This window comes from Kitasatospora sp. NPDC098652 (assembly GCF_044760155.1).
Classification (GTDB): Bacteria; Actinomycetota; Actinomycetes; order Streptomycetales; family Streptomycetaceae; genus Kitasatospora.
The window spans coordinates 14,943-28,860 of the sequence record NZ_JBIWAQ010000016.1 but is presented as its reverse complement, the minus strand read 5'-3'; the positions used below and the strand labels follow the sequence as shown (position 1 = coordinate 28,860).

The window sequence follows — 13,918 nt, the reverse complement described above, 5'->3', positions numbered from 1 at the left end:
GGCCCGGCTTCAAACTCCCGTCTGCGGGGCGACGCTCCCCCAGCCTTCGGCCGGGAGGTACCCCCAGTGCACGCACCTCGCCGCATTGTCGTCGGTCGCCGATGGCCCCCAGCCTTCGGCCGGGAGGTGCCCCCACCGCATCGCGTCCCTCCTCCGCCTTGCGATGCACGCACCCCAACGCCGCCCCGCCCGCCCTCCGGGCGAACGACGGGAGTTTGAAGCCGGGCCCTAGGCCCGACCCGCGTACGCTCCGGCCGCGGCCTCGGCGGCCTTGACGGCCCTGCGCTCGCGGCGGCGGGCCCGGAAGGCGCGGATCCGGCTGACCGCCAGCCAGACCAGCAGCAGGCCGACCAGCAGCAGGACGGCGGCGATCGAGGCGGCCGCCCAGGGGTGGAAGATCGCCAGGGTGACCAGCCCGGCCACCGAGAGGTCCTCGGTCAGGCTGACCGCGATGTTGCTGAACGGTTCCGGCGTGGTGTTCACGGCCATCCGCAGCGAGGCCTTCACCAGGTGGGTGACCAGCGCGGTGGTGCCGCCCATCGCCCCGGCCGCGACCTCGCTGAGCGAGCCCGGGTCGGCGCTCGCGATCAGCACGCCGACGACGGCGCCGGCGATCGGCCGGATCACGGTGTGCACGGCGTCCCAGACGGTGTCCACGTACGGGATCTTGTCGGCCACCGCCTCCAGCAGGAACAGCACGGCCGCCGCGACCAGCACGTCGGTGCGCTCCAGCGCGTGCGGCACCGACTCCGCGCCGGCGAACCGGCCCAGCAGGCCGAGCAGCAGCACCACCGCGTACGCGTTGATGCCGCTCGCCAGACCGCTGGTGAAGATCAGCGGCAGGACCGTCATCGCGTCCCCCTCCTCGTTCTCGCGGGCCTCGCGACCCCGTTCGGGCCGCCCCGGCCCCGCCGTACCGTACCCGGAGCCGGGACGCCCCGGGCCGCCGCCGCGGTTCCGCTCCGGGGGCGCGGCATGCGACTGAGTACAGGTACTCAGTTCCGCGGTTGAGTACGTCAGCGGATGGCCTCCGACCTGCTGGGACGGGAGAGTGGTGGCACCCGGGAGGGCGGCGCGTCGGGCGCCGGCCGCCCGGGCGGCGGATCCGTCCGCCCCCCTGGCCGGGAGGGCCCCGGGGGGCGGTGCCGGGTCCGCGTCGGGTGCCGGTCACGGGCCCCGCACCGCCGGCACGGGGCGGCGGAGCGGGCCGGGGGGAGACCGGTGACCGAACGGGGGAACGGGGGGAAACGGGGGGAACGGGGAAGATCGCACCGCCGCCCGGTGGGGGGTGGGCGGAGCGACGGCGGACGGCGGCGGGTGCGGACCGGGGGGACCGCGCCCGCCGCCGCCGCGTCCGTTCCCGGGGCCGGTTGTCAGTGGTGCCGGTCACGATGGAGGAGCACGGACCACCCGGCCCGCGCGCTGCCTCGGAACGGGGGAGACCATGACCATCAGCCATCCTGAGCCCGTCACCGCCCGCCTCCACTCCGCCGCCCTGCCACTCACCCCGGACACCCCGCACACCCCGGGCGCCGCCGCCCGGGACGTCCACCCCGTACTGCGCCGGGCCGCCGCGCCGCCGGCCGCCCTCGACCTGCTCGCCGACGCCCACCGCACGCTGGCCCGCGCCCGCGCGCTGGAGGACCCGCTGGAGCGCTACGCCACCGCGCACCTGGCCGCGCTGCGCACGGTGGCGGCCGTGCTGGCCGTCCGCGGCCGGCCGGAGAAGAACCCGCGCCGGCGAAAAGCCATCCGCAGCGCCTGGGAGGTGCTGCCCGAGGTCGCCCCCGAACTGGCCGAGTGGGCGCTCTACTACGGTGCCGGCGCCCGCCGCCGGGCCGCCGCCGAGGCCGGCATCCGGGGCGCCGCCTCGGCCCGCGACGCCGACGACCTGATCCGCAACTCCGCGCTGTTCCTGCGCCTGGTCGAGCGGCTGCTCGGCCTGCGCCCGGCCCCGCCCGCGGCCCGGCTGCCGCTCGACGGGGACGAGCTGCCCGGCGAGGGCGGAGCGGCCGGGCGGCAGGCTTAAGGTGGAGGCATCCTGATCGATCTGCACGTGCCAAGGAGCCCGACCGTGTACCCGACGCGTCCCCGCAGTGCCCTGCGTACCGCCGTGGTCTGGGAGGTGGTGCGGGCGGCCCTGGAGAAGCGGTCGGCCGAGCTGGACCAGCCGGTGCTCGACGTGGTCGACACCGGCGGCGGCACCGGCAACTTCGCCGTGCCGGTGGCCAGGCTCGGCCACCGGGTCACCGTGGTCGACCCGAGTCCGGACGCGCTGTTCGCGCTGGAGCGCCGGGCCGCCGAGGCCGGGGTGACGGACCTGGTCCGGGCCGTCCAGGGCGACACCCAGACGCTGCCCGAGCTGGTCGCCCCCGGCAGCGTGGACGCGGTGCTCTGCCACGGCGTGCTGGAGGTCGTGGACGACCCGGCGGAGTCGCTCGGCAGCCTGGCCGCCACCCTGCGCAAGGGCGGCCTGGTCAGCCTGCTGGCCGCCAACCGCAACGGCGCCGTGCTGGCCCGGGCGCTGGCCGGCCACTTCAACGAGGCCCGTACGGTGCTCTCCGCCGAGGACGGGCGCTGGGGCGAGCAGGACCCGATGCCGCGCCGCTTCACCGGTGAGGAGCTGGGCCGACTGGCCGAGGGCGCGGGCCTGCGGGTGGAGTCGGTGCACGGCGTCCGGGTCTTCGCCGACCTGGTGCCCGGCGTGCTGGTGGACACCGAGCCGGGCGCCGTGGAGGCGCTGCTCAAGCTGGAGGAGGCCGCCGCCGCGCAGCCCGCCTTCCACGCCGTCGCCACCCAGCTGCACCTGCTGGCCACCCTGGCCTGACCCCGCCCGGAGCCCCCGGCCGCCCGCCCCCCGCCCGGGTGTGCTCCGGACCCTCCCCAGCTCCGGGCCGATTCCATCGGGTCGGGCACTTGTCCGAGCCGTCCGGCGTTGACCCGGGTGCGGCCCTGCCCGGTCGAAGTGGCCCGTCCCACGCGGCGCAGACCACTCCGTAACGGGCCCACGGACCGTATGATCTGGGTAAAGCCGGTAAGCATGACAGCCGGATGCGTGGGGCATATGGACGACACGGGCCGGGTCCCCCGCACGGGCGTCCGACCGTGTGCCCAAGGCTGATTGGACTGGCCTCCCCGACCGGGGAGGCGGACCGGTCGCACCCGCGACCGACGAGTAGGAGGACTCCGTGCCGCTCTCGGAGCACGAGCAGCGACTGCTCGACCAGATGGAGCGAGCGCTGTATGCCGAAGATCCCAAATTCGCGTCAGCGCTTGAGGGAACCGGGCTGCGCACCTTTACCCGTCGGCGGGTCTACCTGGCCGTCGCGGGCTTCGTGGTGGGGATCGGCCTGCTGATGGGCGGCATGGTCGTTCCGGACCAGATCTGGGTCAGCGTCGTCGGTTTCCTGGTGATGCTCGGGTGCGCGGTGTTCGCGGTGACCGGCTGGCGCCGGGCGCCCGCGGGCCAGGGCTCCGGCCCCCGGCAGGCCGCGGCCCCGCGGCGCAAGGCCGGGATGATGGACCGGGTGGAGCAGCGCTGGCAGCGCCGCCGGGACGAGCAGACCGGCGGGTTCTGAGCCGCAGGCCCCGCCGAGGACGTACGAGGACGTACCGACGACGAGAGCCGGGGCGGGGCGGGGGCCGACGGGCCCCCCCCGCACTGGCGGGACGTCCGGGCTGCGGGGTGGCCCCCTGGCGCCGGGCGGGGAGCCCCCGGCCCGGTCCCGCGGCCCCCACGAGCAGCCGGGGGGGTTCGGCCCCGCCGCCCCCGCCGCGGACGACGCCGCCCGGGGGCCCCCCCCGCCGCGGGGGGGGGGGGGGGGCCCCCCCCCGCCCCGCCCCGGCTCTCGCGTTCCGTCAGGACTCCGGAGTGGACCCCTTGCGCCGGCCGGTCAGCCGCCGCACCGGACCGGCGACCGCCTCGGCGGCCCGGCCCACCCGGGTGGCGACGGCCGCCCGGGCCGCCCGCACCGTGTCGGAGGTCCGCCACCACAGCTGGGCCGAGGACGGCGGCAGCAGCAGGGCCCGCAGCCGCCCGGCCCGGCCGGCCCCGGCCCACAGCGCCCGCCGGGCGGTGCGGACGTCGGCGGCCAGCGGGGCCGTGGTGACCTGCCCGGCCGGGGCGTAGAGCACCCGCTCGGTGGCCAGCGCCAGCCGTCCGGCGGCGGCCGCCGCGTCCGCGTCCAGGTCCGCCGTCTCGGTGATCCGCCGGGCGGCCGAGCGCGGGGTGCGTGACTCGTCCGGGGGAATTCCGACGTCCCAGGCGGAGTCCACCAACTCGTCCCAGGCGGCCAGCACCTGGGCGTCGGTGAGCTCGACCGGGCCGTCCCCGCCGGGTCGGCGCCGCCCTCCGCCGCCGAGCCGACGGCGTCGTACGGCGGTCCGCCAGAACATCGGTACGAGCAGCAGCGCGATCAGCACCACCACGACGGCCAGGGTGCCGAGCACCTGGCCGGACAGCAGCCAGGACTCGTCGGCGGTCCGGCTGACCGCCTTGCTCTTGGGCCCGCAGTCGCCCAGCTGGCGCTGCTTGGCGGTGCAGTCGGAGCTCTGGGACGGCGCCGGGACGGCGGCCGAGCTGGTCGCCGCGGCGGTCGGCTGCTGGGAGGGCGCCGTGGCCGGGGCGCTGGACGCCTCGGAGTAGCGGGCCGGGACGCCCCGGCTCGGGGTCGGCTCGAAGCGCATCCAGCCGTAGCCGGAGAAGTACAGCTCGGGCCAGGCGTGGTACATCCGGCCGCTGACCGAGTAGACGTCGCCGCCCTTGCTGTCGCCGGGGGTGAAGCCGACCGCGACCCGGGCCGGGATCTTCAGCACCCGGGCCATCGCCGCCATGGTGGAGGCGAAGTGCACGCAGAAGCCCCGGCGGTCGCGCAGGAAGACCGCGATCGCGTTGCTGCCGGTGCCGCCCTCGATCGAGGTGTCGTACTTGAATCCCGGGCCGGTGAACCAGTTCACCAGCGCGGTGGCCCGGTCGTAGTCGGTGCGCGCGTCGGCGGTGACCGCCTTGGCCTGCTCGGCGACCACGGCCGGCAGGTCGGACGGGAGGGCGGTGTAGCGCTCCCGGACGTCCTGCGGGGCGGGCGGCGCGGTGCGCAGCTCGTCCGCGGTGGGCCGCAGGTCCAGCGTGCTGACGTGGTAGCTCAGGCCGCTGATCGCCTTGTCGTTGGGCGACAGGACGGTGCGGGTGACCGGGTCGAGCTTCCATTCGCCGCGGTTGGGGACCTGGACGGAGGCGGCCGGGTACGGCATCGGCAGCCAGCTCTTCTCCAGCCCGGTGATCTTGAAGTCGCCCTCGATCCGGGGGACGTTGGTGACCCGCAGGCCCTCCGGGGTGGGCAGGGTGGCCGGGAGGTCGCTGACCACCGTGCTGCCGAGCTTCCAGTTGGTGCCGTCGAACTGGTCCAGCGAGCCGGTGCGCAGGTAGATCTGGTCGGCGAGGTCGCTGTCCAGGGTGTAGGTGAGCAGCTCGTTGTCGGACGGCTTGCTGATCGCCGCCTCCAGGCTGACCAGCGGGTCGAGGCTGGTGGTCACGCTCCCGCCGGTGCCGTGCCCGGACGAGCCGCCGGACGAACCGGAGTCCAGCAGCCCGAGGTCCCAGCGCGGCAGGAAGACCGGCAGCAGCAGGGCCAGGGCCAGCGCCAGGACGCCGACCTGCTGGCCGCCCTGGCTGATCCGGCTGGAGCTGATCGTGCCGCGCGCGCTGCCGCGGAAGACCCGGCCCCAGCGGGAGACCCGGTCCTCGCCCTCGGCGAACAGCAGCACCAGGTAGCCGGCCGAGGCGAAGCCGAACCAGACCCAGCTGCCGTGGTCCCCGGCCACGCCGTTGCCGATCGAGTACAGCGCCAGCAGCGGCAGCCCGGCCAGCGCCGAGCGCCGGTAGGTCACCGCGATGGTGTCCACCAGCACGGCGATCAGGCCGACCGAGGAGACCAGGATCAGCCGCAGGCCCGCGGTCGGCGGCGCCGGGAGCGCGTACTGGGCGATGTCGTCCAGACCGGAGGAGAAGACCTGGCTGAGCAGCCGCATCGCGGGCGCCCCGGGCAGCACCCCGCCGGTCAGCGCGGACCCGGCGAAGCCGAGCAGCATCAGCATCAGCAGCACCAGCACCTGGGCCACCGGCACCGACCAGCGGTACAGCGGGGAGCGGCGCAGCCCGGCGCCGACCGCCGAGACCACGGCGATCACCAGGAAGGCGTGGGTGAGCCAGCTGCGCGTGCTCAGCAGCGGCAGCATGCACAGCGAGGCGAGGGCGGTGGCCAGCGCCGAGTAAACGGTCAGTTTGGCCCGGGTGGTCACGCGCCGGCCTCATCTCGGTAGGGGGCGGTGGTCTTGGCGCCGTCGGCGGCCCGCCACAGGTCCGGCACGGAGTCACCCGCCCGGACCGGCAGGACCGTCCAGCCGGCCGCGCGCAGCTCCCGGACCCGCTCGCGGAACTCCTCGCCGCCGGTGTCGGGGGCGAGCATCCGCAAACCGGCCCAGGTGCCGGTGTCGAGCAGGAAGGCGATCGCCCCGCCGGTGCGGCTGCGCAGCCGGGCCAGCCGGGTGGCCTGGGCCGCGTCCAGGTCGCCGAGGACGGCCACCAGCAGGCCCTCGCCGCCGGCCCGCAGCGGCTCCTCGGCGCGGGACAGCCCGGCGCCGTCCGACAGGTCGGCGACCGCCAGGGCGTCCAGGATCAGCCCGGAGGTGTCGGCGGCGACGTTGTGGCCGCCGCTGCCGGGCCCGGGCACCCAGTGCCCGGTGTCGGTGAGCAACTGGGTCTGGTAGCCGCGCTCCAGCAGGTGCACGGCGACGGAGGCGGCGCAGCTGACCGCCCACTCGAAGGAGGAGGCCGGGCCGCTGCCCCGGTGGGCCACCTCGCGGGTGTCCAGCAGGACGGTGGCGCGGGCCTTCTGCGGCTGCTCCTCGCGGCGCACCATCAGCTCGCCGTACCGGGCGGTGGAGCGCCAGTGCACCCGGCGCAGGTCGTCTCCGGGCCGGTACTCGCGCAGGATCACGTCGTCGTCGCCGGCCAGCGCCAGGGTGCGGGTGTGGCTCTCGCCCTGGCCGATCCACTCACCGCTGAGCCGCACCTGCGGCAGCGCCTGGACCTGCGGGACGACGGTGAGCACGTCGGAGGCGGCGAAGGCGCGGTTGACCTCGCACATCCCGAAGGGGTCGGACAGCCGCAGCTGGAGCGGCCCGAGCGGGTAGCGGCCGCGCAGGTCGGAGCGGACCCGGTAGGAGACCTCGCGGAAGCCGCGCGGCTCGACCCGGTCGAGCACGAACCGCGGCCGCGGCCCGAGCACGTACGGGACCTGGTCCTCCAGGAGCAGCAGCCCGGTGGGCACCCGGGAGACGTTGTCCACCCGCAGGTGGACCCGGGCCTCCTGGCCGGCGATCGCCCGGTGCGGGCTGAGCCGGCGTCCGCTGGCCACCCGGTACCGGGTGTTGGCGACCACCGCGGCGGCGGCCAGCGGCAGGGCGGCGAGCAGGACGCCGACCCGCAGCAGCGCGTCCTGGTCGAGCAGGTAGGCGCAGACCACCGCGGTCAGACCGGCCGCGAGGAAGGAGCGGCCCCGGGTGGTGAGGCCGTGCAGTCCGGCCCGCAGCCCGCCCGTTCCGTCGGATGAGGCCACCTCAGCCCCTCCGGACGGCCGGGCCGCCCTGCGGACGGGGCAGCGGCACTCGGGCGACCAGGTCGGTCACGATCTGCTCGGCGGTACGGCGGCCGAGCTGGGTCTCGGCGGTCGGCATCAGGCGGTGCGCCAGGACCGGGACGGCCAGCCGCTGGATGTCGTCCGGGGTGACGTAGTCGCGCCCGTCCAGCGCGGCGGCGGCGCGGGCGGCCCGGACCAGGTGCAGGGTGGCGCGCGGCGAGGCGCCCAGCCGCAGCTCGGGGCTGGTGCGGGTGGCGCCGACCAGGTCGACGGCGTAGCGGCGGACCGGGTCGGCGATGTGCACGGTGCGGACCAGCTCGACCAGCTTGAGGATGTCGGCGGCGTGCGCGACCGGCTGGAGGTCGGCCAGCGGGTTGGCGCCGGCGTGCACGTCGAGCATCGCGAACTCGGCCTCGGGGCTGGGGTAGCCGATCGAGACCCGGGCCATGAATCGGTCCCGCTGGGCCTCCGGGAGGGGGTAGGTGCCCTCCATCTCGACCGGGTTCTGGGTGGCCACGACCATGAACGGCGAGGGCAGCTCGTAGCTGGTGCCGTCGATGGTGACCTGGCGCTCCTCCATCGACTCCAGCAGCGCGGACTGGGTCTTCGGCGAGGCGCGGTTGATCTCGTCGCCGACCACGATCTGGGCGAAGATCGCGCCCGGTCGGAACTCGAAGTCGTGCTGCTGCTGGTCGTAGATGTTGGTGCCGGTGACGTCCGAGGGCAGCAGGTCGGGGGTGAACTGGATGCGGCGCACGGTGCAGTCCACGGACTTGGCGAGCGCCTTGGCCAGCATGGTCTTGCCGACGCCGGGCACGTCCTCCAGCAGCAGGTGCCCCTCGGCGAGCAGGACGGTCAGGGCGATCCGGACGGCCTCCGGCTTGCCCTCGATCACGCTCTCGATGTTGGCGCGGACCCGTTCCACGACCGCCGCGAGCTCCGGGAGCCCGACCGGACGGTACCCGTTCGCCCTCTGCTCGCCCCCCGCAGGACTGCCGAGACCGGCCTGATCGTTGTAGCTCGTCACCCGTTACGCTCCCTGGCACACCGTGCCCGCCTCACCCGAGGCCGGACCCCACCCCATGCTTGACGCGGCCGTCCCGGGGGCGGTTCCGAACGAGGATCCGGCGCCGGTGGGCGGCCTGCGGCCCGGCCTCCCCAGGTGGTTCGGGGTCCGACCGGCAGGCGCATTCTCCCCCGTTCGGCGGTCAGAAGTCACCATTCGGCCCTCGCCGAATGAGGGCGGGCGGGCTCCGCTCAGCGGATCTCGCGCAGCAGCCCGGTGTGGACGTCGAAGACGAAGCCGCGGACGTCGTCGGTGTACGGCAGGAACGGGGAGGTGCGCACCCGCTGCATGGACTGGCGGACGTCGCCGTCCAGGTCGACGAAGGCCTCCACCGCCCACTGCGGGCGCTGGCCGACCTCCAGCTCCAGCTCGCGGCGGAAGTCCTCGGTGAGGCCGAGCAGTCCGCAGCCGGTGTGGTGGATCAGCGCGATCGAGCGGGTGCCCAGGGCGCGCTGGCTGATGGTCAGGGACCGGATGGTGTCGTCGGTGACGACGCCGCCGGCGTTGCGGATGACGTGGGCGTCGCCCAGTTCTAGGCCGAGCGCCGCGAAGAGGTCGAGCCGGGCGTCCATGCAGGCCACCACGGCGATCTTCTGCACGGGACGGGCGTCCATGCCGCCGTCGCGGAAGGTCACCGCGTACTCGCGGTTGGCCGTCACGAAGCGGTCGATGATGCTGGGTCCGGCGGGGTCGGCAGCGGCGTTCGGCGTGGGCCGGTCGGGGGTCACTGTCATGGTGGCGACGTTAGTGCGGTCCGGGGCCGCGCGGTGGGGCGGAGAGCTACAGAACGCACCGCCGTGAGCGGGTGCATAGCGACAACCGGAGGGTTCGTCCGGGCCGGTCCGGGCGTGGGTTCGTACCCAGTCGCCCGACAGGGGCGCGCGCCGGCCGCCGGGGGCCGCCGGCCGGGACCCCCGCCGGACCGCTCCGACGGCCGCGACCTGCGGTGATCCGTACCGCCGCCCGGGTGGTGCGCCGGAGCGGACCATTGACTGGCGGGGTCCGCGCGATAGAGTTGCGGCGCGTTGGAGCACACCCCTCGGAGCCCGTCAACCGGGCCGTGCCGACCGGTGTGCGGCCCGGCCGATGCGGCTCGTGGCCTCCACCCGCTCCGTGTTCACCTGGCGCACCTTCCCCGGCGCCGGGCGGTCACGACCTTCCCCTCGAGCGGGCGGGGACCACGGGCCGCGTCGTCGTGCCGGCAGGTGGTGGGCGAGAATGGTCGGAGCTCCCGGTCGTCGGGCTGCTCCGCACCGAGGAAGGGCGCCACCGCGCATGACCACCAATGAACCGGGTCCCAAGCACGTTCCGGTGATGCTGCAGCGGTGCATGGACGCGCTGGCGCCGGCGATCTCCCGCCCGGGTGCCGTGGTGGTCGACGCGACCCTGGGCCTCGGCGGCCACAGCGAGGCGCTGCTGACCCAGTTCCCGGAGGTCCGGCTGGTCGCGGTGGACCGCGACCCGCAGGCGTTGAAGCTCTCCGGCGAGCGGCTGGCCCCCTTCGGCGACCGGGCCACGCTGGTGCACGCGGTGTACGACGAGATCCCCGAGGTGCTGGAGCGCCTGGGCATCGACCGGGTCGACGGCATCCTGTTCGACCTCGGCGTCTCCTCGATGCAGCTGGACGAGGCCGACCGCGGTTTCGCCTACGCCCAGGACGCGCCGCTGGACATGCGGATGGACCAGACCCGGGGGATCAGCGCGGCGGAGGTGCTGAACACCTACAGCCACGGCGACCTGGCCCGGATCCTCAAGGTGTACGGCGAGGAGCGGTTCGCCGGGAAGATCGCCTCGGTCATCCTGCGGGAACGGGAGAAGGAACCGTTCACCAACAGCGCGCGTCTGGTCGAGTTGGTGCGCAACGCCATTCCGGCGGCGACCCGTCGAACCGGCGGGAACCCGGCCAAGCGGACGTTCCAGGCGCTGCGGATCGAGGTCAACGGCGAGCTGGAGGTCCTGGACCGGGCGATCCCGGGGGCACTGGATGTCCTGGCGGTGGGCGGCCGGATCGCGGTGATGTCGTACCAGTCGCTGGAGGACCGGCTGGTGAAGCAGTACTTCGCCGCCGGGGCGACCAGCACCGCCCCGCCGGGGCTCCCGTTCATCCCGGAGGAGCACCAGCCCTGGCTCAAACTGATCACCCGCGGTGCCGAGCTGGCCACCGAGGAGGAGATCGAGGAGAACCGGCGCGCCGCGCCCGTGCGGCTGCGGGTGGCGGAGAGGATCAGGGACCGAAGCAAGCGGGGCTGAGGAACGGCTCCGGCGGGGTCCGAAGGGTGGAGGAGAACGGTGGGGCCGGTGGCCGGTGAGGTCCGGGCGGGGCGGGGAGGACTCCCCGGACAGGGCAGGGCGCGGATCACGGTCCGGCCGGGGCGGCGGCCCGTGCGCGGGCGCACGCCGTTCGCGGTGCTCGTGGTGGTGCTGCTGGCGGCGGGGCTGCTCGGGCTGCTGGCGCTGAACACGGCGCTCAACGAGGGATCCTTCGAACTGTCCCGGCTGCAGAAGCAGACCACCAAGGCGACCGACGAGCAGCAGAGCCTCCAGCACGAGATCGACCAGAGCTCGGCCCCGGACGCGCTGGCCAAGCGGGCCGGCGAACTGGGCATGGTCCCGGCCGGCGGGATGGCTTTCCTGGACGTGCCGAACGGCGGCAAGGTGCTCGGCACGCCCGGCCCGGCGCAGGACAGCCCGCCGGTGAAGAAGTCGACGGTCGATCCGTGGCCGACGAAGCCCGCGCCGGCCGCGCAGAGCCCGGCCCCCGCGCAGAGCCCGGCCCCGGCGCAGCCCTCCGGGCAGCCGTCCGGCTCGCCGAGCGCCCAGCCCCCGGCTCAGCCGAGCCCCCCGGCGCCGCCGACCCCGGCGGCCTCGGCCGGTGACTCGGTGATCCAGCTCAACCCGGTGACGACCGCGCCGGCCCAGCACGGGGGTGGTACCCGATGACGACGCCTCGTCAGCCCGCCGGCTCCGGCTCCGGGTCCGGTTCCGGCCGCCGTCAGCCGCCGCGCAGCGGTACGGCCCGGCCGGTGGCCGGGCGCGGCCAGCCCGCGAAGGGGCAGCAGGCCAAGGGGCAGGCCGCCCGCGGCCAGTCCGGCAAGGCCCAGCCCGCGAAGGCCCAGCCGCCGAAGGCGCAGAGCCCGAAGGCCCAGCCCGCCAAGGGCCAGCCCGCGCGCGGCCAGTCGGCCAAGGCGCAGCCCGCCAGGTCCGGCTCCGTCGGCCGCACCCCGCGGGCGCCCCAGCAGCGCCGCCCGGAGGGCCGTCCGCCGGCCCGCAGCCAGGCGGCCGTACGACCGCGCCCGAAGTCCAGGCTGCCGCACCGCCCCAAGGCGCTACGGCTGGCCGAACCGAAGCGCCGGCTGCGGGTGATCACCGTGGTCCTGTCGCTGGTGTTCTCGGTCTTCGCCGGGCGCCTGGTGCAGCTCCAGCTGGTGGACGCCGACGCGCTGGCCGCCGACGCGAACACCAACCGCTACCAGAACATCCCGATCACCGCCGAGCGCGGCTCGATAACGTCCTCCGACGGCGTCGCCCTCGCGGCCACCGTGGACGCGTACGACATCACCGCCGACCCGGCCATGTTCACCCCCGAGGCGACCGGCATCCCGGACGCGCCCGAGCAGGCGGCCGCGCTGCTGTCGCCGATCCTCGGCGTGGCCAAGGAGAGGATCGCCGCCGACCTGCACACCCCGAAGACCCGCTACAAGCGGCTCGCCGCGCAGCAGACCCCGGCCGCCAAGAGCCAGATCAGCGACCTCAAGACGGGCCTGGAGAAGAAGGCCGGCTCGCGCGCCTGCCAGGCCCAGCGGAAGCTGCTCGGCAAGCCGGCCGACCAGGGCGGGCGCACCCGGGTGGACAACGAGTGCGCCAACCCGCTGGCCGGGGTGTTCAACCGGGAGACCCAGAAGCGGATCTACCCGGCCGAGGGGCTGGCCGCCAACCTGGTCGGCTTCGTCAACGGCGAGGGCGAGGGCGCCGGCGGGCTGGAGCTGCAGTACCAGAAGCAGCTGGCCGGCAAGGACGGCCACAGCAGCTACGCCCAGGCGGGCGGGCGGCTGGTGCCCACCGCCGGGGGCTCGATGGACCCGGCCGTGCCCGGCAGCGACATCAAGCTGACCATCAACCGGGACATCCAGTGGGCGGCCCAGCGGGCGATCACCGACCAGGTGGCCAACTCCGGCGCGGAGAAGGGCTACGTGGTGGTCCAGGACGTGAAGACCGGCCAGGTCATCGCGATGGCCTCCGCGCCCGGCTTCAACCCCAACGACCTGAGCCTCGCCAAGCAGTCCCAGATGGGCAACCCGGCGCTGGTGGACGCGTACGAGCCGGGCAGCACCGCCAAGCTGATGAGCCTGGCCGCCGTCCTGGACACCGGCAAGGCCAACTGGGACACCAAGGTGACGGTGCCCTACCCGCTGATCCGGGCCGGGCAGGAGTTCAAGGACGACGTCGTGCACGGCACCTGGTACCTGACCCTGGCCGGGGTGCTCGCCAAGTCCTCCAACATCGGGACCATCGAGGCGGTCGAGACCCTCGGCGACGGCGACCAGCTCAAGGCCAACCAGATCCTGGACGGGTACCTGCGCAAGTTCGGGGTGGCCCAGCCGACCGGACTGAACTTCCCGGGGGAGACCGCGGGCAAGCTCAAGAAGCCGGAGGACCTGGTCGCCTCGGAGAAGTACAACATCTCCTTCGGCCAGGGCCCGATGCAGATGAACGCGCTCCAGGCCACCTCGGTGTACTCGACCATCGCCAACGGCGGGGTGCGGGTCGCGCCCAGCATCGTCCAGGGGATCACCGGGCCGGACGGCAAGTACGTCCCGACCCCGGCCGGCGAGCAGACCCGGGTGGTCAGCGAGCAGACCGCCAAGACCCTCACCTCGATGCTGGAGTCGGTCGTCGACGACGAGCAGGGGACCGGCGGCAAGGCCGCGATCCCCGGCTACCGGGTCGCCGGGAAGACCGGCACCGCCAACCGGGGGGCCGCCGACGGCAAGGGCTACGACGGCTACACCGCCTCCTTCATCGGCTTCGCGCCCGCCGACGCCCCCCGCTACACCGTCTCCTGCACCCTCCAGGGCCCGGTCAACGGGCACTTCGGCGGCCAGCTGTGCGGGCCGGTGTTCAAGCAGGTGATGGAGTTCACCCTGAAGACCATGCAGGTCCCGCCGAGCGGGAGCCAGGCACCGAACCTGCCCGTCGAGTGGAAGCCGTGAACGAG

11 protein-coding genes are annotated in these 13,918 nt (G+C 74.9%); 6 read left to right on the top strand and 5 right to left on the bottom strand.

Annotation, left to right across the window (positions count from 1 at the left end):
- Window positions 1-228: 228 nt before the first annotated feature.
- The gene (locus ACIQWA_RS28700) at window positions 229-852 is read right to left on the bottom strand and encodes a DUF4126 domain-containing protein (RefSeq protein WP_360227802.1); all 624 of its coding nucleotides are present in this window, start codon (window positions 850-852) and stop codon (window positions 229-231) included.
- Between the two features lie 592 nt (window positions 853-1,444).
- Here ACIQWA_RS28700 and ACIQWA_RS28695 point away from each other — a divergent pair.
- From ACIQWA_RS28695 to ACIQWA_RS28685, 3 genes are all read left to right on the top strand, one after another.
- A complete protein-coding gene (locus ACIQWA_RS28695) occupies window positions 1,445-2,029 on the top strand; it encodes an SAV_6107 family HEPN domain-containing protein (protein ID WP_402487425.1) in 585 nt (194 codons plus the stop codon).
- Between the two features lie 45 nt (window positions 2,030-2,074).
- Window positions 2,075-2,827: a methyltransferase domain-containing protein gene (locus ACIQWA_RS28690; protein WP_360227796.1), complete on the top strand. Its 753-nt coding sequence runs from the start codon at window positions 2,075-2,077 to the stop codon at window positions 2,825-2,827.
- Window positions 2,828-3,188: 361 nt separating this feature from the next.
- The gene (locus ACIQWA_RS28685; protein WP_350515624.1) at window positions 3,189-3,578 is read left to right on the top strand and encodes a DUF3040 domain-containing protein; all 390 of its coding nucleotides are present in this window, start codon (window positions 3,189-3,191) and stop codon (window positions 3,576-3,578) included.
- 280 nt (window positions 3,579-3,858) lie between these two features.
- Here the strand turns inward: ACIQWA_RS28685 and ACIQWA_RS28680 are convergent, their stop codons facing one another.
- From ACIQWA_RS28680 to ACIQWA_RS28665, 4 genes are all read right to left on the bottom strand, one after another.
- Window positions 3,859-6,297 (bottom strand): transglutaminaseTgpA domain-containing protein, encoded by a 2,439-nt coding sequence (locus tag ACIQWA_RS28680; protein WP_402487423.1) that lies wholly within the window; start codon window positions 6,295-6,297, stop codon window positions 3,859-3,861.
- A complete protein-coding gene (locus ACIQWA_RS28675) occupies window positions 6,294-7,616 on the bottom strand; it encodes a DUF58 domain-containing protein (protein ID WP_360227787.1) in 1,323 nt (440 codons plus the stop codon). The genes ACIQWA_RS28680 and ACIQWA_RS28675 overlap by 4 nt, the downstream gene beginning before the upstream one ends.
- Before the next feature lies 1 nt (window position 7,617).
- Window positions 7,618-8,664: an AAA family ATPase gene (locus ACIQWA_RS28670; protein ID WP_402487421.1), complete on the bottom strand. Its 1,047-nt coding sequence runs from the start codon at window positions 8,662-8,664 to the stop codon at window positions 7,618-7,620.
- A 230-nt stretch (window positions 8,665-8,894) separates the two neighbouring features.
- The gene (locus ACIQWA_RS28665; RefSeq protein ID WP_360227784.1) at window positions 8,895-9,437 is read right to left on the bottom strand and encodes a carbonic anhydrase; all 543 of its coding nucleotides are present in this window, start codon (window positions 9,435-9,437) and stop codon (window positions 8,895-8,897) included.
- 541 nt (window positions 9,438-9,978) lie between these two features.
- Here ACIQWA_RS28665 and rsmH point away from each other — a divergent pair.
- From rsmH to ACIQWA_RS28650, 3 genes are all read left to right on the top strand, one after another.
- Window positions 9,979-10,953 (top strand): 16S rRNA (cytosine(1402)-N(4))-methyltransferase RsmH, encoded by a 975-nt coding sequence (gene rsmH, locus ACIQWA_RS28660; protein WP_360227781.1) that lies wholly within the window; start codon window positions 9,979-9,981, stop codon window positions 10,951-10,953.
- Between the two features lie 132 nt (window positions 10,954-11,085).
- Window positions 11,086-11,643, top strand: a complete 558-nt coding sequence (locus ACIQWA_RS28655) for a cell division protein FtsL (protein WP_402487419.1) — start codon at window positions 11,086-11,088, stop codon at window positions 11,641-11,643.
- The gene (locus tag ACIQWA_RS28650) at window positions 11,640-13,913 is read left to right on the top strand and encodes a penicillin-binding transpeptidase domain-containing protein (protein ID WP_402487417.1); all 2,274 of its coding nucleotides are present in this window, start codon (window positions 11,640-11,642) and stop codon (window positions 13,911-13,913) included. The genes ACIQWA_RS28655 and ACIQWA_RS28650 overlap by 4 nt, the downstream gene beginning before the upstream one ends.
- Window positions 13,914-13,918 lie beyond the last annotated feature (5 nt).

Excerpts from the sequence above, each read along its gene's own strand:
- ACIQWA_RS28650 (WP_402487417.1), top strand. The coding sequence starts at position 11,640 with ATGACGACGCCTCGTCAGCCCGCCGGCTCCGGCTCCGGGTCCGGTTCC.
- rsmH (WP_360227781.1), top strand. The coding sequence starts at position 9,979 with ATGACCACCAATGAACCGGGTCCCAAGCACGTTCCGGTGATGCTGCAG.
- ACIQWA_RS28695 (WP_402487425.1), top strand. The coding sequence starts at position 1,445 with ATGACCATCAGCCATCCTGAGCCCGTCACCGCCCGCCTCCACTCCGCC.
- ACIQWA_RS28700 (WP_360227802.1), bottom strand. The coding sequence starts at position 852 with ATGACGGTCCTGCCGCTGATCTTCACCAGCGGTCTGGCGAGCGGCATC.
- ACIQWA_RS28665 (WP_360227784.1), bottom strand. The coding sequence starts at position 9,437 with ATGACAGTGACCCCCGACCGGCCCACGCCGAACGCCGCTGCCGACCCC.